The 25,971-nt window shown below is 69.1% G+C and carries 24 protein-coding genes, 1 tRNA gene and 1 pseudogene; 18 read left to right on the top strand and 8 right to left on the bottom strand.

The features are described from left to right. Positions 1-99 precede the first annotated feature (99 nt). Positions 100-3,429, top strand: coding sequence for a S8 family serine peptidase (locus B1L11_RS07460; RefSeq protein ID WP_306291611.1), 3,330 nt, complete (start codon positions 100-102; stop codon positions 3,427-3,429). A gap of 50 nt (positions 3,430-3,479) precedes the next feature. Here the strand turns inward: B1L11_RS07460 and B1L11_RS07465 are convergent, their stop codons facing one another. Genes B1L11_RS07465 through B1L11_RS07475 form a run of 3 tightly spaced genes read right to left on the bottom strand, consistent with a single transcriptional unit; the run spans position 3,480 to position 6,206 of the window. Further along, the gene (locus tag B1L11_RS07465; protein WP_079313808.1) at positions 3,480-3,776 is read right to left on the bottom strand and encodes a magnesium transporter MgtE N-terminal domain-containing protein; all 297 of its coding nucleotides are present in this window, start codon (positions 3,774-3,776) and stop codon (positions 3,480-3,482) included. Next, positions 3,773-4,834: a serine/threonine-protein kinase gene (locus tag B1L11_RS07470; protein WP_079313809.1), complete on the bottom strand. Its 1,062-nt coding sequence runs from the start codon at positions 4,832-4,834 to the stop codon at positions 3,773-3,775. The genes B1L11_RS07465 and B1L11_RS07470 overlap by 4 nt, the downstream gene beginning before the upstream one ends. Beyond that, on the bottom strand, positions 4,824-6,206 hold the full coding sequence (locus B1L11_RS07475) for a DUF4407 domain-containing protein (RefSeq protein ID WP_079313810.1): 1,383 nt from the start codon (positions 6,204-6,206) through the stop codon (positions 4,824-4,826). The genes B1L11_RS07470 and B1L11_RS07475 overlap by 11 nt, the downstream gene beginning before the upstream one ends. A 218-nt stretch (positions 6,207-6,424) precedes the next feature. Between B1L11_RS07475 and B1L11_RS07480 the strand changes: the two genes are divergently transcribed. The 3 genes from B1L11_RS07480 to B1L11_RS07490 are packed head-to-tail and all read left to right on the top strand — an operon-like array spanning position 6,425 to position 11,114. Further along, complete coding sequence (locus B1L11_RS07480; protein ID WP_079313811.1) at positions 6,425-7,849, top strand: hypothetical protein; 1,425 nt, start codon at positions 6,425-6,427, stop codon at positions 7,847-7,849. An 8-nt stretch (positions 7,850-7,857) separates the two neighbouring features. Then, complete coding sequence (locus B1L11_RS07485) at positions 7,858-8,844, top strand: hypothetical protein (RefSeq protein WP_079313856.1); 987 nt, start codon at positions 7,858-7,860, stop codon at positions 8,842-8,844. Beyond that, on the top strand, positions 8,841-11,114 hold the full coding sequence (locus B1L11_RS07490) for a hypothetical protein (RefSeq protein WP_079313812.1): 2,274 nt from the start codon (positions 8,841-8,843) through the stop codon (positions 11,112-11,114). The genes B1L11_RS07485 and B1L11_RS07490 overlap by 4 nt, the downstream gene beginning before the upstream one ends. Here B1L11_RS07490 and B1L11_RS07495 read toward each other — a convergent pair. Beyond that, complete coding sequence (locus B1L11_RS07495; protein WP_079313813.1) at positions 11,095-11,553, bottom strand: ArsI/CadI family heavy metal resistance metalloenzyme; 459 nt, start codon at positions 11,551-11,553, stop codon at positions 11,095-11,097. The two genes, B1L11_RS07490 and B1L11_RS07495, sit on opposite strands and share 20 nt — an antisense overlap. Positions 11,554-11,635: 82 nt before the next feature. Between B1L11_RS07495 and B1L11_RS07500 the strand changes: the two genes are divergently transcribed. The 3 genes from B1L11_RS07500 to B1L11_RS07510 are packed head-to-tail and all read left to right on the top strand — an operon-like array spanning position 11,636 to position 13,803. Further along, entirely contained in the window at positions 11,636-12,001 is a 366-nt protein-coding gene (locus B1L11_RS07500) for a metalloregulator ArsR/SmtB family transcription factor (protein ID WP_079313814.1), read from the top strand. A gap of 18 nt (positions 12,002-12,019) precedes the next feature. Beyond that, positions 12,020-12,544: a GNAT family N-acetyltransferase gene (locus B1L11_RS07505; RefSeq protein WP_079313815.1), complete on the top strand. Its 525-nt coding sequence runs from the start codon at positions 12,020-12,022 to the stop codon at positions 12,542-12,544. 35 nt (positions 12,545-12,579) lie between these two features. Beyond that, positions 12,580-13,803 carry an erythromycin esterase family protein gene (locus B1L11_RS07510; protein WP_218670951.1) on the top strand — a complete coding sequence of 408 codons (1,224 nt, stop codon included), beginning with the start codon at positions 12,580-12,582 and terminating at the stop codon, positions 13,801-13,803. Between the two features lie 4 nt (positions 13,804-13,807). Here B1L11_RS07510 and B1L11_RS07515 read toward each other — a convergent pair whose 3' ends face one another. After that, positions 13,808-15,235, bottom strand: coding sequence for a serine hydrolase (locus tag B1L11_RS07515; protein WP_179155024.1), 1,428 nt, complete (start codon positions 15,233-15,235; stop codon positions 13,808-13,810). Between the two features lie 240 nt (positions 15,236-15,475). Then, positions 15,476-16,063 carry a TetR/AcrR family transcriptional regulator gene (locus tag B1L11_RS07520; protein WP_079313858.1) on the bottom strand — a complete coding sequence of 196 codons (588 nt, stop codon included), beginning with the start codon at positions 16,061-16,063 and terminating at the stop codon, positions 15,476-15,478. 171 nt (positions 16,064-16,234) lie between these two features. On the opposite strand from B1L11_RS07520, the gene B1L11_RS07525 reads away from it, so the two are divergent. The 5 genes and pseudogenes from B1L11_RS07525 (at position 16,235) to B1L11_RS07545 (ending at position 20,983) form a co-directional block, all read left to right on the top strand. After that, on the top strand, positions 16,235-17,383 hold the full coding sequence (locus B1L11_RS07525; protein WP_079313817.1) for an NAD(P)/FAD-dependent oxidoreductase: 1,149 nt from the start codon (positions 16,235-16,237) through the stop codon (positions 17,381-17,383). Between the two features lie 287 nt (positions 17,384-17,670). Next, the gene (locus tag B1L11_RS07530) at positions 17,671-18,960 is read left to right on the top strand and encodes an MFS transporter (RefSeq protein ID WP_079313818.1); all 1,290 of its coding nucleotides are present in this window, start codon (positions 17,671-17,673) and stop codon (positions 18,958-18,960) included. After that, positions 18,954-19,889 carry a class I SAM-dependent methyltransferase gene (locus B1L11_RS07535; RefSeq protein WP_256862307.1) on the top strand — a complete coding sequence of 312 codons (936 nt, stop codon included), beginning with the start codon at positions 18,954-18,956 and terminating at the stop codon, positions 19,887-19,889. Before B1L11_RS07530 ends, B1L11_RS07535 begins: the two co-directional genes overlap by 7 nt. Continuing rightward, positions 19,876-20,025 (top strand): annotated as a pseudogene (locus B1L11_RS46590) (transposase); the annotation flags it as partial. The gene B1L11_RS07535 and the pseudogene B1L11_RS46590, both read left to right, overlap by 14 nt. A gap of 13 nt (positions 20,026-20,038) precedes the next feature. After that, positions 20,039-20,983: an acyltransferase domain-containing protein gene (locus B1L11_RS07545; protein ID WP_079313821.1), complete on the top strand. Its 945-nt coding sequence runs from the start codon at positions 20,039-20,041 to the stop codon at positions 20,981-20,983. Between the two features lie 197 nt (positions 20,984-21,180). Here B1L11_RS07545 and B1L11_RS50010 read toward each other — a convergent pair whose 3' ends face one another. Then, complete coding sequence (locus B1L11_RS50010) at positions 21,181-21,306, bottom strand: hypothetical protein (RefSeq protein ID WP_256862308.1); 126 nt, start codon at positions 21,304-21,306, stop codon at positions 21,181-21,183. Positions 21,307-21,753: 447 nt separating this feature from the next. Here B1L11_RS50010 and B1L11_RS07550 point away from each other — a divergent pair, with 447 nt between their 5' ends. The 4 genes from B1L11_RS07550 (at position 21,754) to B1L11_RS50015 (ending at position 24,331) form a co-directional block, all read left to right on the top strand. Next, entirely contained in the window at positions 21,754-21,987 is a 234-nt protein-coding gene (locus tag B1L11_RS07550) for a hypothetical protein (protein WP_079313822.1), read from the top strand. Further along, complete coding sequence (locus tag B1L11_RS07555; protein ID WP_079313823.1) at positions 21,984-22,406, top strand: type II toxin-antitoxin system VapC family toxin; 423 nt, start codon at positions 21,984-21,986, stop codon at positions 22,404-22,406. Before B1L11_RS07550 ends, B1L11_RS07555 begins: the two co-directional genes overlap by 4 nt. A 667-nt stretch (positions 22,407-23,073) precedes the next feature. Beyond that, positions 23,074-23,652 (top strand): tyrosine-type recombinase/integrase, encoded by a 579-nt coding sequence (locus B1L11_RS53755; RefSeq protein WP_306291612.1) that lies wholly within the window; start codon positions 23,074-23,076, stop codon positions 23,650-23,652. After that, the gene (locus B1L11_RS50015) at positions 23,633-24,331 is read left to right on the top strand and encodes a DUF6368 family protein (protein ID WP_256862309.1); all 699 of its coding nucleotides are present in this window, start codon (positions 23,633-23,635) and stop codon (positions 24,329-24,331) included. Before B1L11_RS53755 ends, B1L11_RS50015 begins: the two co-directional genes overlap by 20 nt. 222 nt (positions 24,332-24,553) lie before the next feature. Here B1L11_RS50015 and B1L11_RS07570 read toward each other — a convergent pair. After that, positions 24,554-24,638: transfer RNA gene (locus tag B1L11_RS07570), tRNA-Tyr, on the bottom strand. A 147-nt stretch (positions 24,639-24,785) separates the two neighbouring features. On the opposite strand from B1L11_RS07570, the gene B1L11_RS07575 reads away from it, so the two are divergent. Together B1L11_RS07575 and B1L11_RS07580 are read left to right on the top strand one after the other, a co-directional pair. Continuing rightward, positions 24,786-25,265 (top strand): GNAT family N-acetyltransferase, encoded by a 480-nt coding sequence (locus B1L11_RS07575; protein ID WP_256862310.1) that lies wholly within the window; start codon positions 24,786-24,788, stop codon positions 25,263-25,265. Positions 25,266-25,319: 54 nt separating this feature from the next. After that, a complete protein-coding gene (locus B1L11_RS07580; protein WP_079313825.1) occupies positions 25,320-25,811 on the top strand; it encodes a YajQ family cyclic di-GMP-binding protein in 492 nt (163 codons plus the stop codon). Positions 25,812-25,971 lie beyond the last annotated feature (160 nt).

The following is a 25,971-nucleotide window of genomic DNA, read 5'->3' on the forward strand; positions in this document are numbered from 1 at the left end:
TCGCCCAACGGGGAGGGCCCGCGCCCTCCCATGCCCGTGGGCGGCACGGCTCCTCCACGCCCTGGACGGCGAGGCCTCACAGGTCTCCATGGAGGTGTCGTGTCGAAGAAGCCCCCACCTGCCTACTTACGGACCACAGCGATCGTCGCCGGCCTCGGCCTCGTGACAGCGATGATCCCGGCGACATCCGCCGCCGCGGACCCCACCCCCACCCCCTCGCGGTCGTGGAGCGCCACGGCCGTGACGGGCGCCGAGCGCGTGCAGGGCGCCAAGTCGGCCAGCGGCCGGCTCGCCAAGAGCGACGCGGCGCTGCTCGCCTCGAAGTCGCCGGAGCGGACGAGTGTCGTGGTGAAGCTCGACTACGACTCGCTCGCGGCCTACAAGGGCGGCCTGCCGGGACTCGCCGGCACCAGTCCGTCGGTCACCGGCAAGTCGCTCAACCTGAAGAGCGGCGACGCGGCGAAGTACCAGAAGCACATCGAGGGCATCGAGAACACCTTCCTCAGTGAGCTGGGCAAGAAGATCCCCGGCGTCACGGTGGGGCAGAAGCTCCGCACGGTCTACGGCGGCGTCGCCCTGACGCTGCCCGCCAACAAGGCCGCCGAGCTGCTGAGGCTGCCCGGCGTGGCGGCGGTGCAGGAGGACAAGCGGGAGCAGCCCCTCACCGACTCCAGCCCCGAGTTCATCGGCGCGACCACGATCTACAACCAGCTCGGCGGCGCCAAGTCGTCGGGCAAGGGCGTCATCGTCGGCATCCTGGACACCGGCGCGTGGCCGGAGCACCCGTCGTTCGCCGACCCGGGCACGCTTCCGGCTCCCCCGCCGAAGGCGGACGGCACCCCGCGTACGTGCGACTTCGGCGACAACCCGCTGACGCCGGCGGCCGACCCCTTCCAGTGCAACAACAAGCTGATCTCCGGCCAGCCGTTCCTGGAGACGTACAACGCGGTGGTGGGCGGAGAGGTGTACGGGGACAGCGCCCGTGACTCCAACGGCCACGGGACGCACACCGCCACCACGTCGGCGGGCGGGCCGGTCGACCACGCCAACCCTCTCGGCATCGACCGCGGCGCTATCCACGGCATCGCGCCAGCGGCCCACGTCGCGGTCTACAAGGTCTGCGGCGCGGAGGGCTGCTACCAGTCCGACTCGGCGGCCGCCGTCGCGCAGGCCATCGCCGACGGCGTCAAGGTGATCAACTTCTCGGTGGGCGGCGGCGCCGACCCCTACAGCGACCCGGTCGAGCTCGCGTTCCTCGACGCGTACGCGGCGGGCGTGTTCGTGTCGGCCTCGGCAGGCAACTCGGGACCGGGCGCCGGGACGACCGACCACCGCGGCCCGTGGGTGACCACGGTGGCGGCCTCGACGCAGAGCCGCACCTACCAGTCGACGATCACGCTGACCGGCGGGCCGTCGATCAAGGGCGCGTCGATCACGCAGGGCATCTCCTCGCCGCTGCCCGTGGTGCTCGCGTCGGCCCCGCCGTACAGCGACCCGCTGTGCGTCAACCCCGCGCCTCCCGGGCTGTTCACCGGGAAGATCGTCGCCTGCCAGCGTGGCCCGAACCGGGTGCTCAAGGGATTCGCGGTCAAGCAGGGCGGCGCCGCGGGGATGATCCTCTACAACTCCACGCCACTCGACGTCATGACCGACAACCACTGGCTGCCGACGGTCCACATCGACAAGCCGGAGACCGACGCGCTGCTCGCCTGGCTGAGCGCGCACCCGGGCGCCACGGCGAGCTTCACCCAGGGTGAGAAGACCACCTGGCAGGGCGACGCGATGACCACGTTCTCCTCGCGCGGCCCGGGCGGCGACTTCCTCAAGCCGGACGTCACCGCGCCCGGCCTGCACATCCTGGCGGGCAACACCCCGACCCCCGAGTCGCCGCTGGAAGGCCCTCCGGGCAACCTCTACCAGGTGATCGCCGGCACCTCGATGTCGTCGCCGCACGTCGCGGGCGCGGGAGCGCTCGTGTTCGCGCTGCACCCCGACTGGACGCCTGGCCAGGTCAAGTCGGCCCTGGAGACCACCGCGACGACGAAGGTCACCAAGCAGGACCGGACCACCCCGGCCGACCCGTTCGACTACGGCGGTGGCCGCATCGACCTGACCAAGGCGGGCGACCCCGGGCTGACCCTCGACGAGACCGCGGCGAACTACGCCGCCTCGGCCGCCGACCCGATGAACCGGATCGACCTCAACCTGCCGTCGGTCAACGCGCCCGTCATGCCGGGCGTGATCAGTGCCAAGCGCACGCTCGTCAACGCGACAGGCAAGACGCTGACCTACTCCGCGACGGGCACCACCGTCAGCGGGGCGAACATCACCGTGCTGCCGCCGCTGTTCACGGTGAAGCCGGGCAAGAGCCAGAAGATCACCGTGGTGATCACCGCGCCGGACCTGCCCGACGGGCAGTACTTCGGCCAGGTGAACCTCAAGCAGGTCGGCGGCAAGCGGGAGCAGCACCTCCCGGTGGCCTTCTACCGGCAGGAGGGCGCGGTGCCGATCGACCAGACCTGCGCCCCGAGCACGATCGCCAAGAACACGGGCGAGTCCACCTGCACGGTCACGGTCCAGAACAACACCCTGGAGGACACCGACGTCACCGCGCTCAGCACGCTGGACGCGAAGCTCCGGCTCAACGGCGTCACCGGCGCGACCAAGATCGGCAGCCAGATCGTGACGGCCAGGGGCACGCTCGCGGGCAGGCAGCCGGACAAGCCGGCCATCGCGCCCGGTGAGACCCCGGCGGGCTACCTGCCGCTCTCGGCCTTCGGCATCGCCCCCACCCCCATCGGCGACGAGGAGGCGCTGAACTTCAACGTCCCGGCGTTCACGTATGCCGGCCGTACGTACAACAGGATCGGCATCGTCTCCGACGGCTACACGGTCGCGGGCGGCACGAACGGCTCGGCGGACATCCAGTTCGCCCCGCAGACGCTCCCCGACGCCACGCCGCCGAACGGCGTGCTCGCGTCGTACTGGACCGACCTGAACGGCGAGGGCGCCCCCGGCGTCTACGTCGCCAGCCTGACCGACGGGGTGAACAGGTGGCTCGTCGTCGAGTGGCAGGTCTACCTGTACGGCACGAACAGCCTGAAGGTCTTCCAGCAGTGGATCGGACTGGGCGGCGCCGAGGACATCTCGTACGCCTACGACCCGGGCAACCTGCCCGGTGACCCGGGGGCGGGCTACGGGCTGACCGTCGGCGCCGAGAACGCGGACGGCACCGCCGGCAGCCAGATCAGCGGCCCGCCGACGCAGGACTACCGGATCACCAGCACGCCGGGCGCCCCCGGCGGCACGCTCACCTACTCGTTCACGGTCAAGGGCGTGTCCTCGGGCACCGGCACCGTCACGACCGGCACCTCCACTCCCCAGGTGAAGGGCATCACGGTCGAGGTCGACAAGATCACCGTTCAGTAAAATTCCGGGGCCGGCGGGCGTACGTGTCCGCCGGGCCCTCGTCTCCGGGTTCAGTCGGCGATGGCGATCTGGGCGCGTACGGCGGGGCTGAGCCCGGCCAGAAGGCGCTCGGCGCGGCCGTCCGTGGTCGCCCGGAGCAGGGCCGCGGTGACCGGCGGCGGCACGTACTCCAGCACCTGCCGGGCCCGCCGGGTCGTCATCGCCTCGACCAGCCGGACCGCGGCGGGGGTGACGCCGAGCGCGTTGAGGATGTCCGCGGCGACCCGATCGGGGACGTCCGCCAGGATGCTCGCGCCCCGGCTCGCGGGCAGCCGCCGCAGCAGCGCGGCCGCTCCACCGGCGGTCATGTGACCGACCACCGCCCGGCCTGACCGGACGGCAGCAGGGCCAGCACGCCGGCCGCCCGGGACGGATCGCCGGCCATGGCGTCCAACGCCTGCCCGGCGGCACCGGGCGCCATCGCGGCGAGCGCCGCGGCGGCGCTGCGTAAAGAGGCAGTGTGCGGCACCGGTGGCGGCTGGGGTGACCGCGATCGCGGCCTCTCGACCGGCCGCTCGGGCCGCTTCCTCTCGGGCGGCGGCGTGGCGGCGATCGCCGCCAACCGGCGGTCGAGTTCGGCCGCCCCCATCCGGTGGGCGGGGTCCTTCCTGAGCAGCCCGGCGATCACGTCGTACAGCGGCCCGCGGCGGCGTGGCTGCGGAAGGTCGTCGTTGCAGACGGCGTGCACGGTCGCATAGGCGTTGTCCCGGCGGAAGGGCGAGTAGCCCTCCAGCGCGCAGAAGAACGTGACGCCGAGCGACCACAGGTCGGCGGCGGGTCCCACCGCACGCCCCTCGATTCGCTCCGGCGCCATGAACTCCGAGGTGCCGAGCAGGATGCTGTGCGAGGTGAGCCCGCTCTCGCCGACGATCTGGGCGATCCCGAAGTCGACGAGAACCACCTTTCCGTCGCGGCCCACCACGATGTTGGCCGGTTTGACGTCACGGTGCAGGACATGCGCGGCGTGCGCGGCCGTCAGCCCGGCCAGCACGTCGCGTCCCAAGGCGGCGATCTCGCGCTCCGACAGCGTCCGCCGCCCGATCAGGTCGTCCAGGGAGCCGCCTTCCACGTAGACCATGACGATCCACGGCGAGCCGCCCTCCTCGAAGACGTCGTAGATCTCGGCTATCGCGGGATGTCTGATCCGGGCCAGCGAGCGAGCCTCGCGCATGGCCCTCACCCGCTGGACTGCGAGCCCCTCGCCGTACGGCGTCAGCGCGATCTCCTTGAGCGCGACGAGCCGGCCGAGCATCCTGTCCTTCGCAAGCCAGACCGTGCCCATGCCGCCGCGGCCGAGCTGGGACCTCAGTTCGTAGCGGTCCCTGATCACCCGTCCCGGACCCGCCATCGGAGCGTCAGTCGTCATCGGGCAGCAGTTCCACTCCGCCGGGGCGCTCGGCGCCGTTCCTGGGCACCCGCGTGGTCCTGGCGTCCGGCATCCGCCTCAGTTCCTCGTCCTCCAGCGAGTCGTACGCGTCGGTCTCGCCGACGGTCTCCGCGCGGGTGCCGGTGGGTCCCCGGTAGTCCGCGCCGTCCTCGGGGACGGTGACGACCGGTTGCGGACCGGTCTCGCCCGTACGGGACCAGATGCGCCAGACGTCCTGCGATCCGGCCGAGGGCGGCGCGGACGCCCCGGAGCCGGTCATGCCCTGTGCGAAGGTGCCCCGCGCGTCCCGGAACTCGTGCTTCTCGGCCAGCGCGAGGACCTTCTCGTAGTTGCCCGGCCGCTGCATCAGCTTGATGGTGACCGGCAGGCACTCGATGAGGAGGAACAACAGGAACAGCAGCAGGCGGGTGACGCCGAGGCTGCTGTCCTTGCCGGTCACCTCGTTGAGCGCCTGGATGCGGATGAGGAGGCCGTTGGTCGCCATGTTCTCCGCGTCGAAGGACGCCTGGAGGTCCGCCTGCCGCTTGATCCCGGCGTCGAGCTGCGCCTTGGCCTTGGGCAGGGCGTCCTGCGCGCTCGCGAGGCGGGCCTGCTTGGCCTCCTCGCTGTTGGCGCTCAGCTCCCGCTTCCGGTCCTCGATCTGCCGGTTGATCAGGTCGATCCGCCGCTTGTCCTTCTCGTACGCACGCCGGCTGTCCTGGGCCAGGGGGCCGTCGCCCTTCTTCGGGCACGAGGGCCCTCCGTACAGCTGGCACTGCCACTCGCCGTAGTGCTTGTCGGCGAGTTTCTGCTGCCTGGCGCGCTCGGCGGTCAACGCCTTGACGTTCGGGTCCTGCTCGGTGTCGATGGGCACGTCACCACCGGAGGAGATGACTTTTTCCAGGTCGGCCACCTCCTTGCGGAGCTGGCCGACGTCCTTGCCGACGTTGCCCTGCTGCTGCCGCGCGGCGAACGCGTCCGCACGCTGCTGCTTGATCTGGACAATTTGGGCATCGATTTCAGACCGGAAGATCTGGAGCACTAATGGCGTGGAGATGACGAACCCGAGCAGCAGGGCCATGAGAACGCGCGGAACGGCCAGCGGCCAGCGGCGCGGGGCGTCCGCCCGCATCGTGCTGACCAGCCAGCGGTCGAGGCTCAGGATCATCAGGCCCCATACCAGCGCGGCGAGGACGGCCAGGACGATGTTGACGCCCAGGGCGCTGTTCAGCGCGAACGTCATCGACACCACCGCGAGGACGGCCGTCGTGAGCACGGCGCCGCCGATGCCCTCGAACTTCCCGTACTCGGTGGGGCACCGTTCGAGCACCTCCGGCCGCGCTCCGGACAGGGCAATCAGAAACCGCCTCATGTTTCTCCTCGCCTACGCGCACATATTGGAACGTGGCATAACGCTCGAGACTCGGGCTATCGTAGGTCCCCGCCGTAAGATTGCGGGAAACTGAGAATGATTCGACGCAACGACACAACAAGAAGCCTACCGTTATGACAAGTCGTCTTTTCGTGGTTACCGGCTAGCTCGGATAAAGGGGGACGGGGGCCACGAATAGGACAAGCAACGGAGGATCCGTGTCAGAGCCCGACAAGGCTCTGCTTCGCAAGGCCGTCGCCCGAGCCGTTGCGGGGCTCACCGCCACCGGCCGCCTCACGATCGTGGAGGTCGCCGCCGACGGCATGACCGTCTTCCGGATCCACCGGGACGACAACGGCAGGCCGCGCTGCCACTACTGGTCGTCGTCCTGGGGCGACCTGACCTCGGAGCAGGGGTGGGAGCACGAGTCCTCCCGGCAGGCCGTGCTCCGGGCCGCCGACCCGCTCTCCGCCGACGAGGTCGTCCTCGTCTGCTCGTTTCCCGACGGCGCGGAGGCCAACCGGGCGCTCGGCTGGCTGAGCGAGGCGCGGCCCGCCACCGTCTTCCCCTCCAACGGGCCGGTCATCGCGATCGTCGAGGACGTCCTGGCCACCGACCCGCTGTCACGGTCGTACGACCTGGTCGTGTTACGCGCCGACCACGCGAGCGGGCGGCTGCGGCTGGGGAGCAAGCAGCTGTTTCCGATCGGCACCCTCCCCGGGACCCGGGCCGAGGTGGCCGTCCGCTGCGAGCCCGGCGACGAGTACGGCACCGCGTTCGCCGTGGTCACCTGGCAGGGCCGGGAGCCCAGGCTGCTGTCGGTGCACAGCGCCAGGATCACCCCCGGGCGTTACCTGCTGACGGCCGAGCTGGTGCGACCGGGGAAGGTGCGCTTCACCGGCGTGCCCGAGCTGACCCGGGACCCGCGCGGCTGGAGCGACCTCGTGGCGGCGGCGCCGTCACAGCTGCCGCCCCAGGCCGGACCTGCGCACCTGATCTGCGCCGTGGAGGTATGCGGGCCGGACGCGAAGGTGGAGGAGCGCCTGAGCCGCGTGCGTCAGATGGTCAGTCATCTGTCCGCCGAGCTCGCGGGCCTCCTGCGGGTCTCCCTCGTGGCGTACGGCGCGCACTCCTACGACGTCCGTGCCGGAGGAGAGCACCCGGTGGAGATCGCCGAGTGGCAGGTCACGCCCGAGCGCGCGCTGGCCGCCCTGGAGCGGCTGGAGGAGCGCGGCGCGATCACCGAGGGCTACCCCTACTATCCGCACGCCGCCCAGCTGGAGGACATGCTGGACGCGGTGGCCCGGCGGCTCCCGACGTCGGATCAGGTGCGCACGGTACTGCTCACGGTCGGCGACCGCCCGCCGCACCCGGCGCGTACGAACCGGTCGCTGATCCTGCCCTGCCCGCGCCCGCACGACTGGCGGTCACTGGTGGACCGCGTCCAGAGCCGGCCGGACACCATGCTCGCCGCGATCTGCGACCGCCAGGACGCCTCCGCACACCCTGCCTGGCGTCGCCTCGGCGCGAACGCGCTCGCGCATCTGGACGCCCTCGACGTCCGGGGGCTGGCCGCCGACCTAGGGCTGGCCGCGCCCGCCGCCCTCCCCATCCCGTTCCCCCTCCTCGACGAGACGGAGTGAGACCAGACATGCAGTCCGACCCGGCGTCGGGACCACCGGCCCACGACATCGCCATGTGGGGCGCCCCCGGCAGCGGCAAGACCACGCTGCTGGCCGCCCTCAACATCGCGCTGATGCGGCGGAAGGACGACTGGAAGATCATCGGCTCCGACGCCGCCTCGTCCGACTATCTCATCGAGAGGACGAACGCGCTGTCGAGCGGGAAGATCTTCCCGGAGGCGAGCCAGAGCCTGGAGCACTACCGCTGGACCCTGGTCGGGCCGGCCGAGCGGCAGGAGCGCCGGTGGCTGCGCAGAGCCCGGCCCGCCCCGCCGCTAAAGATCGGCATCAGCATGGTCGACGCGCCGGGCGGTCTGTTCAGCGCGGGCCCTGTCCATACGGGGAACGGCTCCCGGGTCGTCGACGACCTGCGCCAACGCCTGATGGACAACCTGGTGAAGAGCCGGGGCCTGGTCTTCCTGTTCGATCCCATCCGGGAGTTCGAGCTCGGCGACGCCTTCGACCACCTGCACCCGCCGCTCACCCGCCTCGCCGAGAAGATGCTCGAGATCGGGGAACTGCGCGACGGGATGCTCCCCCATCACGTCGCGGTCTGCATCACCAAGTTCGACGACCCCCGGGTGCTGGAGACCGCGGAGAAGCTGCACCTGCTCGATTCCTCGCCGGACGACGAGTACGGATTTCCCCGGGTGAGCAGCGAGGACGCCCGCGACCTGTTCCGGGCGCTGTGCGAGGTGTCCGCGAGCGGCAACGCGGACATGGTCGTCAACGCCCTCGACCAGTTCTTCCACCGCACCCGCGTCGAGTTCTTCGTCACCTCGTCGATCGGCTTCTACGTGCGGCCGCACACCAAGACGTTCGACCGGAACGACTACCAGAACCTGCTGCCCGAGGCGGGCAAGGAGCTGCGGATCCGGGGACAGGTCCATCCCATCAACGTCGTCGAGCCCATGCTGTGGCTCGGACGGCGGCTCGCCGGCGGCGGTCCCCGGTGATCGGTTTCGAATGGGCGCTGGAAGGCAAGCGCCCCGGCAGCTACGACGAATACGGCCTGCTGGAGTGGAGCGACGGGCGGCTCGATCGCGAGGTGTTCGACAAGCTCAGACACCGCTACGCCGCGAGCACCGCCGGCGACCTGCCGCAGGTGACGATCGGGACCGCGAGGATCAGCGAGAACGGCGAGATCTCCTACTACCTGGTCCTGGCGATCCGCGAGTGGTCGGGTCACCGCGACTTCGCCAACCGCAAGATCGCCTACACCCGGTGGTTCTACGTGCCGTACGAGCAGCTCGTCGACCAGCCGGTGTCGTACACGGCGCTCTACATCGCCTTCGCCGCGTTGCCGCTGGAACCGCGGCCTCCGCTGACCGTGGCCGTGCCGCCGTACGACCCGGAGGCCATGGCACCCGGCCCGGACACGCTCTCCGCCGCGGCGCTGCTGCTGAACGGCCGGCCCGTGTGCGTGATCGGCGCCGACGCCGTCCCCATGATCGATCGGCTGCGATTCGCCGACACCGTCGCGGCGCTGCTGCCGTACGGGACGCGGACCAGGTTCACCGCCGCCACCTGGACCAGCAGCACCAGCGAGCACAACATCAAGCTGTCGTTCGCGCGGTACGCCCCCGAGGGCGCGCAGACGGTGGTCTGGGGACGCGGGGCCGAGAGCGTCCACGAGCAGACGCCGTCGAAACTCTGCTACCAGTTCTACACACGGTCGGACGTCCCGGCGACGGAGATGATCGCCAGGCTCGCCCGGCAGGCCGAGCCGCTGTCGATCGAGAAGGACCGGCCCAAGGTGCTCCAACTGGTCGAACAGTCCGGTTCCGCGGCACTGGAACCCGAGCCGGAACCCGAGCCCGATCACTCCCCGCCCGCCCCTCCTCCCACCCTGCCCGTGAGCTCCACGGATGCCACCGTGGCGTACCGGAACGGCGTGGGAAACGCCTACACCGAGGGGCTGGCCGACGCGCTCACGTACGCCCCCGACGTCCGCGCCGCGGTCGAGGATCTGGCTCGCTCGGGCACGACGGACCCCACCAAACGGCAACACCTCCAAAGGGCCCTGCTCCAGCGCAACTGCTTCCGCAGTGTGATCGATCCCCGTGGTGACGCGGACCACCTGTACGCACGGCTCGTGGACGCGGCCTTTCCGCCCGAAGAGATGTGGAGGCAGTCCAGCCAGGACGTCGCCGACGCCCTCATCTGCTCGCCGAGCACGCCGGAGACCGTCCGGCGGAAGCTCGCCTCCCTCATGGGCACGCCTGCCGTCGAGCGCCGGCGGACCTGGCGGGTCCTGGACCGGCGGGTGCGCCTGGCGGTGATCCTCACGGGCACGGCCGCGCTCGTCGCGGTGGCCGTCGTGGCCGTCTTCCTGACTCTGGGCGACGCCGGCGAACCCCCTCCGACGGACCTCTCCCCTTCGCCGCCGACCGTGATCGTCCAGGCGCCCGCGGACCAGCGGTACGCCGCCGAGGCCTTCGCCGAGAGGCTCCGCCGCGACGGCTACGCCCCGGCCGTCGAGACGATCGACCCGGCGACCGTCACGCCGCCCGCCGGCGTGCCGGCCGTGACCATCGCGTACGACCTCGACGTCCTCGGGGCGGTCAGCGGCGGTCAGTACTCCGGCAGGGACGTGCGGGGGGACCTGCAGACGTGGGGCCTCAGTGAGCTGGCGGACCTTGGGGTGACGAGTCCCGACGTCCTGCTCGTCAGGGACGACATCAAACCGGAAAGGTTCCTAGACCACCCCGGCGAGGGCGGCGACATCCTCATCCGCAACACGATCGGCGGGGAGCAGCTACGCGCGCTGACCGATCGCGGCCTCCGGCTGACCACCGTGCCGGCCCAGGAGATCTCGCGTCGGCTGGCCGGGAAATCCGCCCGCGCCGCGATCGTGCCTGAGAGTATGAGCGCCTTCGAGGGCTACCAGCGCCCCGCTCCGCGGGACCTGCCGCTTCCGCAGCGCAGGCTGGTCGTGCTCGTCAACCGCGCGGTGGACGAACCGATGCGGCAGGACCTGCTCCAGGTCACCGGCGCCGCGGATTTCGGGCACGCGCCCCAGGGCGACCCCAAGCAGGCCGCGATGGCCCTCGTCGATCAGATCGCCCCGGTGACGGAACCGACATCCGTGGAAGAGCCGGAAGGAACCACTTCCTTCCCGTACGCCCTCTTCTTCGTGGTGGTCGCCCTCGCCTTCGTGGCGGTGGTGTTGTTGATGTGGCGGCCCGCCCGGCTCGGCGGAACGCTCAGCCGGCACCGCCGGTGACCGTCTCGGTGGCACAGCAGGCGGAGCCGGCCTCCTTGGGGAGGATGTCGACGCTGAGGGCGCCGGCCGTGGGACTGTCGGCCTTGACCACGTACACCTCCCAGGGCTCGCCGCCGGGGCCGTGCACCCACACCTTGTCCTGGAGTGCGTAGCAGCAGGTGGTGTCGTTCTCCTCGAAGGTCGCCAGACCGGCCTCCTTCAGGCGTTCGGTCGCCGCCGTGACCTGGGCGTCGTCCTCGACCTCGACACCGAGGTGGTCCATCCGGGTCGGTTCCCCCGGCTCGCCCTCCAGGAGGACCAGCTTGAGCGGCGGCTCCGCGATGGCGAAGTTGGCGTACCCCGGCCTGCGCTTGGCGGGCTCGACACCGAACAGCTTGGAGTAGAACGCGATCGAGCCTTCCAGGTCGGCGACACGCAGAGCGAGTTGAACACGGGACATGTGCTTCCCCTTGGTTAGATGACCTTCTAATCAGGATGCCCGCAGTTTGCGAGCTTGCATAGATGGATGTCAAATTAGAGTCGTGTCGAAGCAAGAGCTGCCGATCGTCGATGTCTGTTGCGCCCCGCTGGCCTGCGAACCGCTGTCCGAGAGCGAGGCCGCCGAACTCGCTCCGCTGTTCAAGGCGATCGCCGACCCCGTACGGCTGCGCCTGCTGTCGCTGATCGCCTGCCACGAGGGCGGTGAGGCGTGCGTGTGCGACCTGACGGCCGCCTTCGACCTCACCCCGCCGACGATCAGCCATCACCTGAAGGTGCTCAGGCAGGCCGGGCTCATCGAGTCCGAGCGCCGGGGCACCTGGGTCTACTACTGGATCAACCCCGCCGTACTGGCCCGCATGTCGACTCTGCTCACGCCCGCATCGACGGCCTTCGCCGAAACAGCGTGACGCTGATTGGAGGAGCACGTGTCCGAGCATGTCGACAAGGTGGGAGCAATCCTCATCCGCCCGATGCGAGAGACCGACGCCGCGCAGGTCCTCGCGATCTACCAGGCCGGTCTCGACGGCGGAAACGCCAGTTTCGAGACCACGGCACCGACCTGGCAGGCGTTCGACGCCGCGAAGCTGCCGCTCCACCGGCACGTCGCCGTCGACGCCGCAAGCGGGCAGGTCATCGGCTGGATCGCGGTCAGCGCCGTCTCCTCGCGCTGCGTCTACGCCGGAGTGGTCGAGCACTCCGTGTACGTCCACCCCGACCACGGTGGCCGCGGAGCGGGGCTGGCGCTGTTGAATGCCCTGATCCAGTCCACCGAGGCCGAAGGCATCTGGACCATCCAGTCGGGCGTCTTCCCCGAGAACACCGCCAGCCTGCGCCTGCACGAGAAGGCCGGCTTCCGCGTCGTCGGCACCCGCCACCACGTCGGCCGCCACCACGACCGCTGGCGCGACGTCGTCCTCCTCGAACGCCGCAGCACCGTCACGGGCCTCTGACCGCCGACCGTTTCCAGCCGACCGTGAGGAGCACCGTGCCCGGCACGATGAACGACGACGAGGTGGCGAAGTGGCTCAAGGCGCGAGCGATACCGCTGAACGGCCTGAAACCGGGCGCCGGAACCGCCGACCTGGCGTCGTTCCGCGTCGCACTGGACGGCGTGCGGGTGGTGGGGCTCGGCGAGGCCACGCACGGCACCCGGGAGTTCTTCCTGATCAGGCACCGGTTGCTGGAGTTCCTGGTCGAGGAACTGGGCTTCACGACGCTCGCGGTGGAGGCCAGCGCCTCGGCGTCCCGAGCCGTGGACGATTACGTGCAGGGCGGCTCCGGCGATCCGGGCGAGGCGCTCGCCGGGCTGGGCTTCTGGACGTTGCACACGGTGGAGATGCTGGCGGTCGTCGAGTGGCTGCGCGACCACAACCGCACCGCATCGCGGAAGGTACGGTTCGTGGGCATCGACCCGCAGCATCCGGCGGCATCGCTGGACGCCCTGCGCGCCTACCTCGGCGATGACGCGCCGGGCCTGCTCGACCCCCTCGCTTCCCTCGCCGCAAAGCGCCTGGGCGTCGGCCCCCCGCTCGACCGGCGGATCGAAGCCGACGCCCGCCGCGTGGAGGACTTCCTGGCCGGCGTCTCCGTTCCGGATGAGGCGCCGGCGCATGCACGGATCGTGTGCCAGAGCGCCGACCTCGCGAGCCGGCCGCTGCGGCACCCGGACCCCGCACAGACCGTGAGCGTCGCCCGTGACCGCTATCTCGCCGACAACGTGGACCTGCTCCTGGCCGACCCGGATGCCAAGGTCGCCCTCTGGGCGCACAACGGCCACGTCATGGCGGGCAGCCACAGCGGCGGGTCGGTGCCCACGATGGGGCTGCACCTCAGGCAGCGGTATGGCGAGGCGTACTACGCACTCGGCGTGCTCTTCGGAGCGGGCCGGTTCCGGGCCCGCCGGCCACGCTTCGGAAAGGTGGACCCGGCCACGCCCCCGGTCGCCTTCCGCGTCCCGTTCGTCCGGAGACCGACGATCGTGGAGGCCCGCCTGGCCACCGCTCATCCGGGTGATCATGTGATCGACCTGCGGAGCGGACCACGGCCTGAGGCCGTGGCGCGGTGGCTCGGCGAGCCCCTCCACATGCGTGGCTATGGGGCGGTGGCGAGGCGGTTCACCTACAAACTCAGCTACATGCCCACGGTGCTCGCCGAGCACTTCGACGGCATCGCCTTCGTGCCCGAGACCACCGCCTCCACCCCTCTGTAGACGCTCAACGGTCGAGAGCGAGGGTGGCGAGGTGGCGGGCGATGCCGGCGGTGTCGGTGTCCTGCACGTTGCTGAGCACGACGACCTGGATGTCGTCGTCGGGCAGGTACATGTTGCTCGCCGTGTAGCCCATGAAAAGGCCCGGGTGATACCGGAGCCGGTGCCCCTGGAGCCGGTCGACGAGCCAGCCGAAGGCGTACGCGCTCGACGGCAGGTTGAGGCAGCCGGTGGAGGGGCACGGCGCCTGTGGCGTGAACGCCTGCTTGACGGTGGCGGGTGGCGCGACCGTGTACGAGCCGAACGCCCGGTCCCAGCGGGCGATGTCGTCGACGGTGGAGTAGAGGCCGGTCGCGGAGAACAGCTCGGAGCCGTTGAGGAGCGGGGCCGGTGACCCGAGCGTGAAGTAGCCCTTCGCGAACCCGTTGGGCGGATATCTCCTGCTGTAACCGGTGTGCTCGAGGTGCAGCGGGCCGGTGATCTCGTCGCGCAGCACGGTCCCGTACGGCTTGTGCGTCACCGCCTGGATGATCGCACCGGCCAGGACGTAGCCGGAGTTGGTGTACTTCCAGCTGGTGCCGGGCGTGAAGTCCAGTGGCAGGTTCACGAACTGCTGGATCAGTTTCCGGGGCGTGGTCGGTTTCGTGACATTGGCAAGGTAGCTGGGCAGCTTCTCGATGTTGGGGATGCCGGAGGTGTGCGTGAGGGTCTCGCGGATCGTGATGGGCCGCCACGCTGCCGGGCAGGCCTTGATGTAAGCCGGGACGAGATACGGGCAGATCGGGTCGTCCAACTTGAGCAGCCCGCGATCGCGCAGTTTCAGCACGAGCATCGAGGTGAACTGCTTGGTGATCGACATGACTTGGTAGACCGTGTCCGGCCGGTTGGGAATGTGCTTCTCCTCGTCCGCCTCGCCGGCGGCGAAACGCGCCAGCACCCGCCCACGCCGTACGACCAGCGCCGAGCCGGTGAACTGCTTCTTCGCGGCCAGATCCCGCAGGTACGCCAGCATCTCCGCACTGGTGGAATCGTCCTGCGGCGTCGATGACGTGCCCGGCGGGTCCGATTTCTGCGTGGAATCGCTCGTGTCGCCGGCGGCCAGTGAGTCCGATTTCTGCGCGGGCCGGTTCGTGATGTCCGACAGGCTGTTCCGATCGGTGAAGGAGTTCGCGGTCGCGTCCGTTTTCTGCCAGTTGTACGGCAGAGCCCGCGAATCCGTCTCGCCCTTCTGCATCGGCGTGAGGGCGAGCGTGACGTCGCGGAGCAGATTCTGCCGTTGGCGCTGCCGCTCGCGCTCCGACTGCCGCTGCTTGTCGCGTTGCCTGGAGTGATGGCGCCCATGCGCTCCGGAATGATCGCGCGCGGACGGGTTATCGACGTCGAGGCCGGTGACGACGGCACCTTCGGCGGGTGCGGCGGAGGCGGAATTGCCCAAGGGTACGGCCCCACCGGACAGCGCGGTGCCCAGCATAAGGAACCCGACAACATTAGGACACTTGGGCATTTTCTCCCCCACGAAACGTACCACTGTCCCGAATTCAGACATTTCCCGAATTGATGGAACTCGAGAATGCCCGGCGGACCATTCTTTCGGAGGGCTGTTTTCCGTTCACCGGCACCACAAACCGCCGATCGACGCGGTTGGCGGTGCCGAGGGAAAACCTCAATGTGCCGGTTACGAATCGCGCTGTGGCCGCCAGCCGTGGATCAGCAGGTCGAACAGCGTCTCCACAGCCGCGCGCGGATCATGCCGGCCTTGGGCCAGAGTCGGGATTTCCAGGACGAAGCGCGCGAGAGCCGAACATTCGAGATCACCCGCCTCCCGCCCCAGTTCCTCCGCGATCACGGCGCCGAGAGCGGCCGCATGCCGCATCCACATGCGCTCGGCGTACTCGCGCAGCGCCGGCGTCCGGTCCACCAGCGCGTGGAACTCGCGGCGACGAGGATCCGACCAGATCCGCACCCAGGACTCCAGCGCGTGGGCGCGGAGCGCCTCGATCACGCCCTGGTCCTCGGACCGTTCGCGCACGGCGGCGGTCAGCGCCGCCTCGACTTCCTCCTCACGGTCGAAGACCAGCGCCTCCTTGCTCGGGAAGTGCGCGAAGAGGGTCGTCGTCGACACATCGGCTCTTTCGGCGACGTCGCGGACGCTCACTTGCTCGAAACCGTGCTCCAGGAAGAGCTCCAGGGCGGCGTCGGCGATGGCCTGCCTCGTCGCGGCCTTCTTGCGCTCGCGACGGCCAACGGTCGGAGAGTCGGGCATGGCGTCACTGTACTCCACAGCTGAACTCAGACAGAAACTGTAACGGTTGCACTTTTGTACTCATTTCTGCTTTGGTGGTCTCCACAGGGGTTGCCGTCCCACGGGGGCGCGGCACCGGTCGTCGCCGCGCCGAGGCGCCACCGGGAACCCCTCCGACGAAGGGAATCCACCGTGAACTCTCCGACACCCGCGAACGCGCGGATCAGCATCATCGGCGCCGGCCCGGGAGGCCTCACCTGCGCACGCATCCTGCAGCGGCACGGCATTCCGGTGACGGTGTACGACCGGGATCCGGATGCGGACTCCCGCAACCAGGGAGGCTCGCTCGACCTGCACGAGGAAGACGGCCAGCTCGCACTCCGTGAAGCCGGCCTGCTGGAGGAGTTCTTCGCGCTCGCCAGGTTCGAGGGGCAGGAAATGCGCAGCATGGATTCAGCGGGACGCGTCCTCGCCCACCATCTGCCGGCCGCGGGCGAAACGGTCAGCCCCGAGATCGACCGCGGACAGCTTCGCGATCTCCTGCTGCGCTCACTCGCCCCGGGGACGGTCCAGTGGGGACGCACCCTCGAATCAGTGAGCGGGCCGGCCGACGGGCCGCGAACGTTGACGTTCACCGACGGGACGGCCGTCGAGGCGGATCTCGTGATCGGTGCGGACGGCGCATTCTCCCGCGTCCGCACCGCCGTGTCGCCCGCGACACCGGGTTACGTCGGGGTCAGCTTCCTGGAGGCATGGTTCGACGACATGGACAACGCGCACCCCGAGCTTTCCGAACTGGTCGGGCGGGGCAGCGCCCACGTCGCCGACGGGGAGCGCGGCCTCTTCGCACAGCGGAACAGCGGCGGCCACATGCGGGTCTACATCATGCAGCGCGTTCCCCTGGACTGGATCGCGGCGAACGGGCTTCGCCCCGAGGACACCGAGGGCATCCGCGCGCATCTCCTCCGCGAGTACGCGGCCTGGTCGCCACGACTGCTCCGGCTGATCACCGACAACGACGGCTCCTACGTCGATCGTCCGCTCTTCGCCCTGCCGGTTCCGCACACATGGGAGCACTCGCCCAGCGTGACGCTCCTCGGAGATGCCGCACACCTCATGCCGCCGTTGGGCGTCGGCGTCAACCTGGCCATGCTCGACGCCGCCGAACTCGCGCTCGCGCTCGTCAACTCCTCCACCATCGACGACGCCGTACACAGCTACGAGAAATCGATGCTCCCGCGCTCGGCCGAAATGGCCCAGATGCTCGAACACGGCGCCGAGTTCCTGCTGGCCGTGCCCGACCCCGACGAGACCGAGCCGCCGGGTCACGCGCAGTCCTGACGCGAGGCGCGGAGCCCACGCGGGGCGAGCCGGAGTGGTTCTTCCGCGTGGGTGCGTTCCCTTCAACGACCCGTTGCGACATGCTTGACGAGGGCATGTGGGTCACCTGCGATGCCTCAAGAGGCTGCACGGGCTGTGTTAGCATCACGCCCATGTTCCACCCTCGTGCCTAAAGAGCGGCCCACGCGTCGCCCGTTCGTCATGGGCTTGACGCGGAAGAGGTCCCCTTAGGTCCGCAGCGCTCACCGCCGTGCACCGGCCTGGCGCTGCCTTTTCGAGGTCTCCCCATGTCGTCTCGATCCGCGGCGTCCTACTACGCCGTCCTTCGCACCCCTCTCGCCGGCCGCACCTTCATCGCAGCGCTGGTCGGACGCCTGTCCTACGGAACCGTCTTTCTCTCGCTGGTCCTGGCCTTCACTCAGGCCACCGGCTCCTACACCATGGCCGGCGGCGCCATCGCCGTGTTCGGGCTCGTCAGTTCGTTGCTGTCGCCGATACGGGCCCACCTGATCGACAGGCACGGGATCCGCCGCGCCCTTCCTCCGATGGCGGTCGCGTACGCCCTGCTTCTTCTCCTGGTCGCAGCCCTCACCTGGCGGCCGGGGGCGTCCGGTGCCCTGTCGTGGCTGCTCGCCGGCATCACCGGCGCGTTCACCCCGCCACTCGGCCCCATCATGCGCAGCCTGTGGAGTGACCTGCTCCCCTACGGCCCGCTCCTGCAACGCGCCTACTCCCTCGACACCGTCGCCGAGGAACTCCTCTACGTGACCGGCCCCCTGATCGCGGGCTTGCTGACGGGACTGGCCCATCCCTCCCTGGGGGTCGCGGTGAGCGCCGGACTGGTGGCCGTCGGCTCGCTGGCACTGGCGTTTTCGCCCGCCGTACGTTCGGCCGCTCGCGAAACCTCCCGGGCCACCGGGGCCGTCTCTCGGCCGTCGTCGGAGAAACGCACCAACGGCTGGCGGAGTCTGCTCGCGGCCAACGCGGGCCTACGCCAGCCCATCCTGGTCACCGGCGGCGTAGGCACGGCGCTGGGCGCGCTGAACCTTCTCGTTGTGGCTTTCGCCGAGCAACACGCGCAGCTCGCCGCGGTCGCCTGGGTCGAGGCCGCGCTGGCCGCCGGAAGCGCTGTCGGCGGCCTGGCCTATGGTGCGGTCTCCTGGCGACTGAGCCCGGAACGTCGGCTGCCCCTGTTGGCGACGGCGTTGGCCGTGTCGCTGGCCGCCGCGGGGTTCGTATCGAACATGGTCGCGCTGTCCCTGCTGGTCGGGGTCGCAGGGCTGTTCGTCGCTCCGGTCCTCACCACGGCCTACATGCTGGCGGACAAGGCCGCGGCTCCCGGCTCGAAGACACTGGCAGGTGCCTGGGTCAATACGGCGTTCAATACCGGAAACGCCGTGGGCTCGGCTTCCATGGGCCTGCTCCTGGGACGATTCACCCTGACCGCGGCCTTCGCGGCCGGCGCACTACCGTCCCTCCTCGCCGCGCTCGTGGGAATGAGGAGGGCTCGCCGTCCCATCGACTCAAACCTGGCCGGAGTCGTAGGAGCCGAACCCGATACTCGGCGGAGGTGTTGACCGTCTGGTGCGGCGCCCCGGTTGCTGCTCGTAATCTTCGGCTACGGGAGCGACGATGTCGCCGACTTATGGAGGGGATTGGCGTGCCTGACGGATGGCAGTGGGACCGCACGCTATTTCAGGGGTGCGCGGCCTACTACGAACGCGGCCGGCTGCCGTACGCTCCGGGATTCCCCGAAACGCTGGCTGCGACGCTCGGTCTGGACGGCCGGGGCCGGCTTCTCGACGTCGGCTGCGGGCCGGGCACCGTGATTCTCACCCTGGCGCGGTTCTTCAGCGAGGCGGTCGGCATCGACCCGGATGAGGACATGCTGGCCGAGGCCGAGCGACAGGCCAAGCGTCGTGGCGTGACCAACGCGCGCTGGGTGGCTGCCCGCGCCGAGGACCTGCCGGCCGGTCTGGGCACGTTCCGGGTCGTGGTGTTCGCCCAGTCCTTCCACTGGACCGATCGGGATCGCGTCGCTGCGACCGTGCTGGAGATGCTGGAGCCGGGAGGCGCGTTCGTCCACATGAGCGACCTCGAGAGTCCACCCGCCGAACCGGCGCCACTGCCGCTGCCGGCTCCCCCGTACGCGGAGATCAGCGACCTGGTACGCCGGTATCTGGGGCCGGTACGCCGCGCGGGACAGGGGACGCTCGTCAACGGCACTCCGGATCGTGAGGACCTCGTCCTGGCACGGGCGGGGTTCGAGAACTTCGAACGACATGTGGTGGCGGCCGGAGCGGTGGCCGATCGCACCGCAGACGACATCGTGGCGTGGGTGTTCTCCCGATCCAACTCCGCCCCTCACCTCTTCGGCGACAGGCTGGAGGACTTCGAGCGGGACCTGCGCGCGGTGCTGCGGCAAGCGCCGCCCGACAATCGCTTCGCGGAGCATCTTCCGGCAACCGAGATCATGATTTGGCGCAAGCCGCATGGCGAGCGGTGACGGCGACGCCGCAACGGCCCGTCGCCGACATGATCATCGGCAGATGATCAACGCGACCTGTCGGGTGAAACAGACCGGGGCGCCGTGGCGGGATTTGCCCGAGCGGTACGGGCTGTGGAAGACACCCACGGACCGGTAGGGTCGTCCGCGTGGATCTTGACGATACCGCCGCCCGGCTCGGGGTACCCGTCGAGGACGTCGACCGCGTGCACCGGCTCGCCGGCGACCGGCCGTCGGCTCCGCTGCCTGCCAAGGCCGACGCGCCCGCGATCCTCGACCGGCTCGCGGTGCGGCCGGACGACGCTGCCGAGATCATGGCGGGCTGGCCCGACCCCGACTCTCCACTGTGGACTCCGGAGCTGCGCTGGCTGCTCGACCGCTCGATCGCCCTGGTCCGTGCCGATCTCGGGGGCCATGACTGGCTGTCGCCCGGTCCGGAGCTGCCGCGCGAACGGGGCCCCGCCTGGCGGCATCTCTACGTGTATGCGTACCTGGCCTTGATCGACGTCGTCAGGGGATACCACCGCGACCACGGCATCGCCGACGCCGTGTCGTGGGTGACCCTCGCGGACCTGGGCCGCAACCTCGCGATCGACCGGCGGATGCACCGCGAGGGCTGGCCGGTCATGCAGAGCTGGCTGACGCTGCACGCGCGCGGCGGCGTCTACGAGCTGGGCCGGCTGCAGTACCAGCGCGGTGACACCGCCATCGGCCTGCACATCCCCGAGTCGGGGCCGATGACCCCGGAGGCGGTCACGGCGTCGCTCGACGAGGCCCGCGCGTTCTTCCCACGCCACTTTCCCGACGAGCGCTACACGGCGTTCTCCTGCGGCTCGTGGCTGCTCGACCCGCAACTGCTGGAGTATCTGCCCGGGGACTCCAACATCGTCCGGTTCCAGCGAAGGTTCGAGCTGGAGCCCTATGAGGAGCCGGAAGGGATAGACGCCGACGTCGAGGTGCTTCGGTTCGTGTTCCGCACCCTGACCACGCCACTCGACCAGCTGCCGCGCCGCACCGTGCTCCAGCGCGCGATCGTCGACCACCTGAAGGCCGGCCGCCACTGGCACTGGCGCCGCGGCCGCTTCCCGATCTAGCCACAGCCTTAGGTCCGTCTCACGAATACCTGCCGCATCCTGCTGGGGCGGCGTGTCGGGCCTGGCTGATCGCCTTCCGCCCGCCGCTGAGCGGCACTCTGCCCGAATTACGCTCTTGAAGATCAAGGGCGGCGCTTCGCGCGCCGCCGTATCCAAAGCACTCACTGCCCACAGCGCCGCACCGCCCAGGTGACGGCCTACTGACCGCCGTTCCTCTTCCGGTCGTGCCGCAGCGCGAGCCGCACCGCGAAATAGACGACCGCAAACAGTACGGCCACCTCAAACACGAGTAGGAACAGCTCTGCCAGCCCGAGCCCGAACATTGACCACCCCTCAAGAAAGGGACTGAGCGCAGTATGCGCCAACGCCGCGCCACAGTCGAGCAAATGCCTCCAGAGGGGACCTCGGTTGCGGGGTGATCAGGCTGGCCAGGCGTGCGCGTCCGCGCAGGAGAACCTATTGATCGCGTGCCCCAGGCGTGCCCTGCGCCAGGGGCGATCATGGGGGAACCAGGGATACTCGCGGATCATGAAACGAAGAAGCCCCCGACCGGCATCTCTGCTGATCAGGGGCCACTTTCCTGCTGGTGGCAGGTCCAGGGTTCGAACCTGGGTAGGCTGAGCCGACGGTTTACAGCGCGTGACCATTCCCGGTTCCCCGATGCTCTTGACCTGCGCCGGAGTAGGGTCTCTCGGCCCTGATCGTCAAGATCATTGCACGCATATTGCACGACTCGGAAACGATCAGTTCCAGCACGTAGACTCGGTGCTATGACGGCTGCTGCCCCTGAAGAGTACGAGGACATGCATCGGCTGGTCGACCAGCTCACCGGAGATCAGCTCCGGGAGATCCGCGCGCACACGCTGCGACTGGTTCACTCCTCCGAGCACGCCGAGAGCGACTCCTGGCCGCCCGCCTTCTTCGGCTCCGTCCGTGCCGGCCGCTCGGATGTGGCCGCCCGTACGGAGGAGATCCTTGCCGAGGGCTTCGGACACGGCGAGTGATCGTCGTCGACACGGGCCCGCTCGTGGCCGCCACGATTTCCGACGATGCCGATCATGAGCGCTGTGTCGGCGAGTTCAAGCGCCTCCACGATGCGCGCCGAGAGCTCCTCATCCCCAGCTTCGTCGCGGCCGAAGTGTGCTACATGATCTCCAGGTTCGGCGGTGCCGCACCGGAGGCCGCGTTTCTCCACGCTCTCGAGTCGGACGTGTTCACGCTCGTCGAGCTGACCAAGCCTGACCTCTCCAGAGTCGCCGCGTTAGTCGAACGCTACGCGGACTTTCCCCTCGGCGCCGTAGACGCCTCGGTCGTCGCGGTGGCCGAGCGCCTGAAGGTCACTGAGGTGTTCACACTCGACGTACGCCACTTCGCCGCGGTCCGCCCCGTGCACGTGCCCGCCTTCACCCTGCTTCCCCGGTAAGGCTTCCGTCCCTGCGATGCGCGATCAAGCCCCGGGGGCTCGTGCGGCCTCGCACGCTCCCCCCGTCCGCGCATCCCGTATGCCGTCGACCCGCTGCGGAGCAGCAGGCTGGCGACGGAGGCGCAAGCCCGTCTTCGCGTGTACGTCAGCCGGTCGCCGTTCCTCGGCAATTGGACGCCAAGAGGCACAGACGGGCTTGAGCCGTAGGAGACTTCCGGCGCTGGTGAAGGAGCGTCCCGGCCGGCCCGACACCGAGATGCTTCGAACGGCGCTGCGGAAGTACGCACTCCTGCCAGAGGGCAAGCGGCCTGACGCTCCCCCGCCATAGCTCGGGCCATTCGCTGGTTGGAAGGTGCCTCGCTCGGCCTGACCGACCTCCGTGAGACGAAAACGGTACGCCTGGCGCTCGACGCGCTCGCGCTTCGCCTCGACGGCAAGGCGGCCAGTGCCAACACGGTCAGGCGTAAGCGGGCCGTCCTGCACGCGGTCTTGGAATACGCGGTGGAGCTGGAAGAGCTTTCGGCAAATCCTCTGCACCGGATCAAGTGGAAGCCTCCCAAGACGACGGAGACGGTAGACCCTCGCGTCGTGGTCAATCCACCGGCAGGATCAGGAGCTGCTGACCGCGGTGACCTATGTCGGCAAGCGGGGACGTGGCCGGCGGCTCATGGCTCTGTTCGCCTGCATGTACTACGCCGCACTTCGGCCGGGTGAGGCCGTCGCTCTCCGACAGCAGGACTGCTATCTTCCGGCAACCGGCTGGGGCCGCCTCCTCGTCGACGTGTCGCGCCCTGAGGTCAACACCCAGTGGACCGACAGCGGCGACGCTCACGAGGAACGCGGGCTCAAGCACCGGGGCCGGGACGACGTTAGGCCGGTGCCCATCCCTCCGGCCCTGGTGGAGATCCTTCGGCAACACATAGAAGAGTTTGGGGTCGGCGCGGATGGCCGGGTCTTTAGGAGCGAGCGCGGTGGGGTCGTCGCCTCGACGGCCTACGCGGAGGTGTGGCAGGAAGCCCGGAAGCTCGCCCTCACCCCCACCCAAGTCACCTCTCCCCTGGCTCGTCGGCCCTATGACCTCCGGCACGCAGCCGTCTCCCTCTGGCTCAATGCGGGCGTCCCGGCTCCCGACGTAGCCGAGCGGGCCGGGCACAGCGTTGACGTCCTCCTGCGGGTCTACGCGAAGTGCCTTGACGGCCAACAGGAGATCGCCAATCGGAGGATTGATGACGCCCTGGCGGCGTGACTCGCGAGCCGTACAGACTGGGTCCCGGAAGCCATCCGGGACCCTTCCGCGCTCTTGGCCCAGGATCCCGGATGCACGGACCGGAGCGCTGGACGATTTCCGGGATCATGATGGGCGTGTAAGCCGTTACGCTCCACTTGTGACAGGACCGGTACTGGGAGTCGAGCTGCCGGGACCGCTCTCAGATGAGCGGCTAGAGCGTTTGCGTCGGATGCTCTCCCACATATCAGACCGGTTCGTGGAGGAGCGTCCCGGGCACTTTGATCTCAGCGTGGTCGCGGAGTCTTTGGGTGTCGTTGATTTTGATCAGGAACGTTCTCGGCCTTTCCTGGTTATCAGCGCCGGACCGGGAGTCGGTGACGAGGAGACGTTCGAGGCCGAGCATGCCGATCTACCGAATCTCGAACCGGTGATTGGGTTCACTCCAACTCACGATGTAAGCATCATCGCGATGTGCAACGGCCGCGTGGACCATATGGTCACCGCCCTGCTAACCGCCGAGGTGATGGCCCTCGTGGGTGGTGTCATCTCAATCGAGATCCATCATTGGCAGGCGCCCACTATCCGGGACCTGCCTGGCTTGATTGCGATCACGCCCGGACCCGTGTGCACTGCGTACGGGACCAGTGAACTGGTGCGGGCGTGGGTGGCTCACCCCAACTTCCAGCTCGTCAAGTAGACCCGATGACCATCCCCGTTGCTCAACCACCGAACTGGAGGCCCTGACACAGCGTCTGGGCCAGAAGCCATGCCCGAAAGCCATCGTGACCAGGGAAAACACGGTGAAGATCATTGCGCGTACATTGCGCGACCCCCGACAGACGGGGCTCAGAGTGGCCTACGGCTGCACAGGCCCGGAAAGCAGAAGAGGCCCCGGAGGGCCTCTGAGCTGCTGTTCTACTGGTGGCAGGTCCAGGGTTCGAACCTGGGTAGCATGACGCGACGGTTTTACAGACCGCTCCCTTTGGCCACTCGGGCAACCTGCCTTGTCTTCCGCTCGCTGCGGCGACAGGTAGAAGAATAGCGGACTTCCCGGGTGCACGTGACATGGGTTCCGGCTCGGCCCCCTCACCCACAGCAGGGTCCCGGAAATACGGGAGCGGGCATGACGGCCCACCGGCCATAGTGGGACGGTGATCAGACAGGCGGAGCGGGCGGATCTCGCGGCCCTGGCGGAGATCGAGAGGGCGGCGGACGGGATGTTCGTGCCGCTGGGCATCGTCTTCCCGCCGGGCACCACGGTCATCGAGGAGTGCGACGATCCCAGGCGTGTCATCGTGGCAGGCCGGCCGCCCATGGGGTTCGCCCTGCTCGGAGTGGTCGACGGGCTCACCCACCTCGAACAGATCGCCGTACACCCTGATCACGGCAACCAGGGGATCGGGACCCGGCTCCTCGATGCCGTATCCAGTGCGGCCGCAGAGGCCAGTACTGCGGCGGTGACGCTGACGACGTTCCGGGACGTGCCATGGAACGCCCCCTGGTACGCCCGGCGCGGCTTCCGCGTCGTACCACCCCACGAGTGGGGGCCGGAGCTCACCGCGCTGGTCGAGCACGAGCGGGCCCTCGGCATAGAGGTAGCGCCCCGCGTCGTGATGAGGAAAGACCTCTGATCACATCGGCGCCCACTAATCTCGAAGGGTAACGGAGAGAGGACACGGACACCGATGGCCGACAGCAGTTTCGACGTGGTGAGCAAGATCGACCGGCAGGAGGTCGACAACGCCCTGAACCAGACGGTCAAGGAGGTCGGGCACCGCTTCGACTTCAAGGGTACGGGCGCGAGCATCTCCTGGTCGGGGCAGAAGGACATCGAGATCAAGGCGAACAGCGAGGAGCGGGCCAACGCGGTTCTCGACGTCTTCAAGGAGAAGATCGTCAAGCGCAACCTGTCCCTCAAGATCCTGGACGCGGGCGAGCCGAAGCTGTCCGGCAAGGAGTACCGCCTGGTGGTGTCCCTCAAGGAGGGCATCGACCAGGAGAACGCCAAGAAGATCTCCAAGCTCATCCGGGACGAGGGCCCGAAGGGCGTGAAGGCGCAGATCCAGGGCGACGAGCTCCGGGTCAGCTCCAAGAAGAAGGACGACCTCCAGGAGGTGATCTCCCTGCTCAAGGGCAAGGACCTCGACATCGCCCTTCAGTTCGTCAACTATCGGTGACTCGCGTCACATCCGCACTACCAGCACAAGGCCCTGACCTGCGGGTTCAGGGCCTTCGTCATTTCCGGCAGGCCCCCGGACCATGACCATTTGGTTGCCCGAAGCAACGATCAGGATATGATTGCTTAGGGTAACTAAGTTTGATCACACGGGGAAGGAC

Origin of the sequence: Microbispora sp. GKU 823 (assembly GCF_002027145.1) — a bacterium.
In the GTDB taxonomy this organism is placed as follows: domain Bacteria; phylum Actinomycetota; class Actinomycetes; order Streptosporangiales; family Streptosporangiaceae; genus Microbispora; species Microbispora siamensis.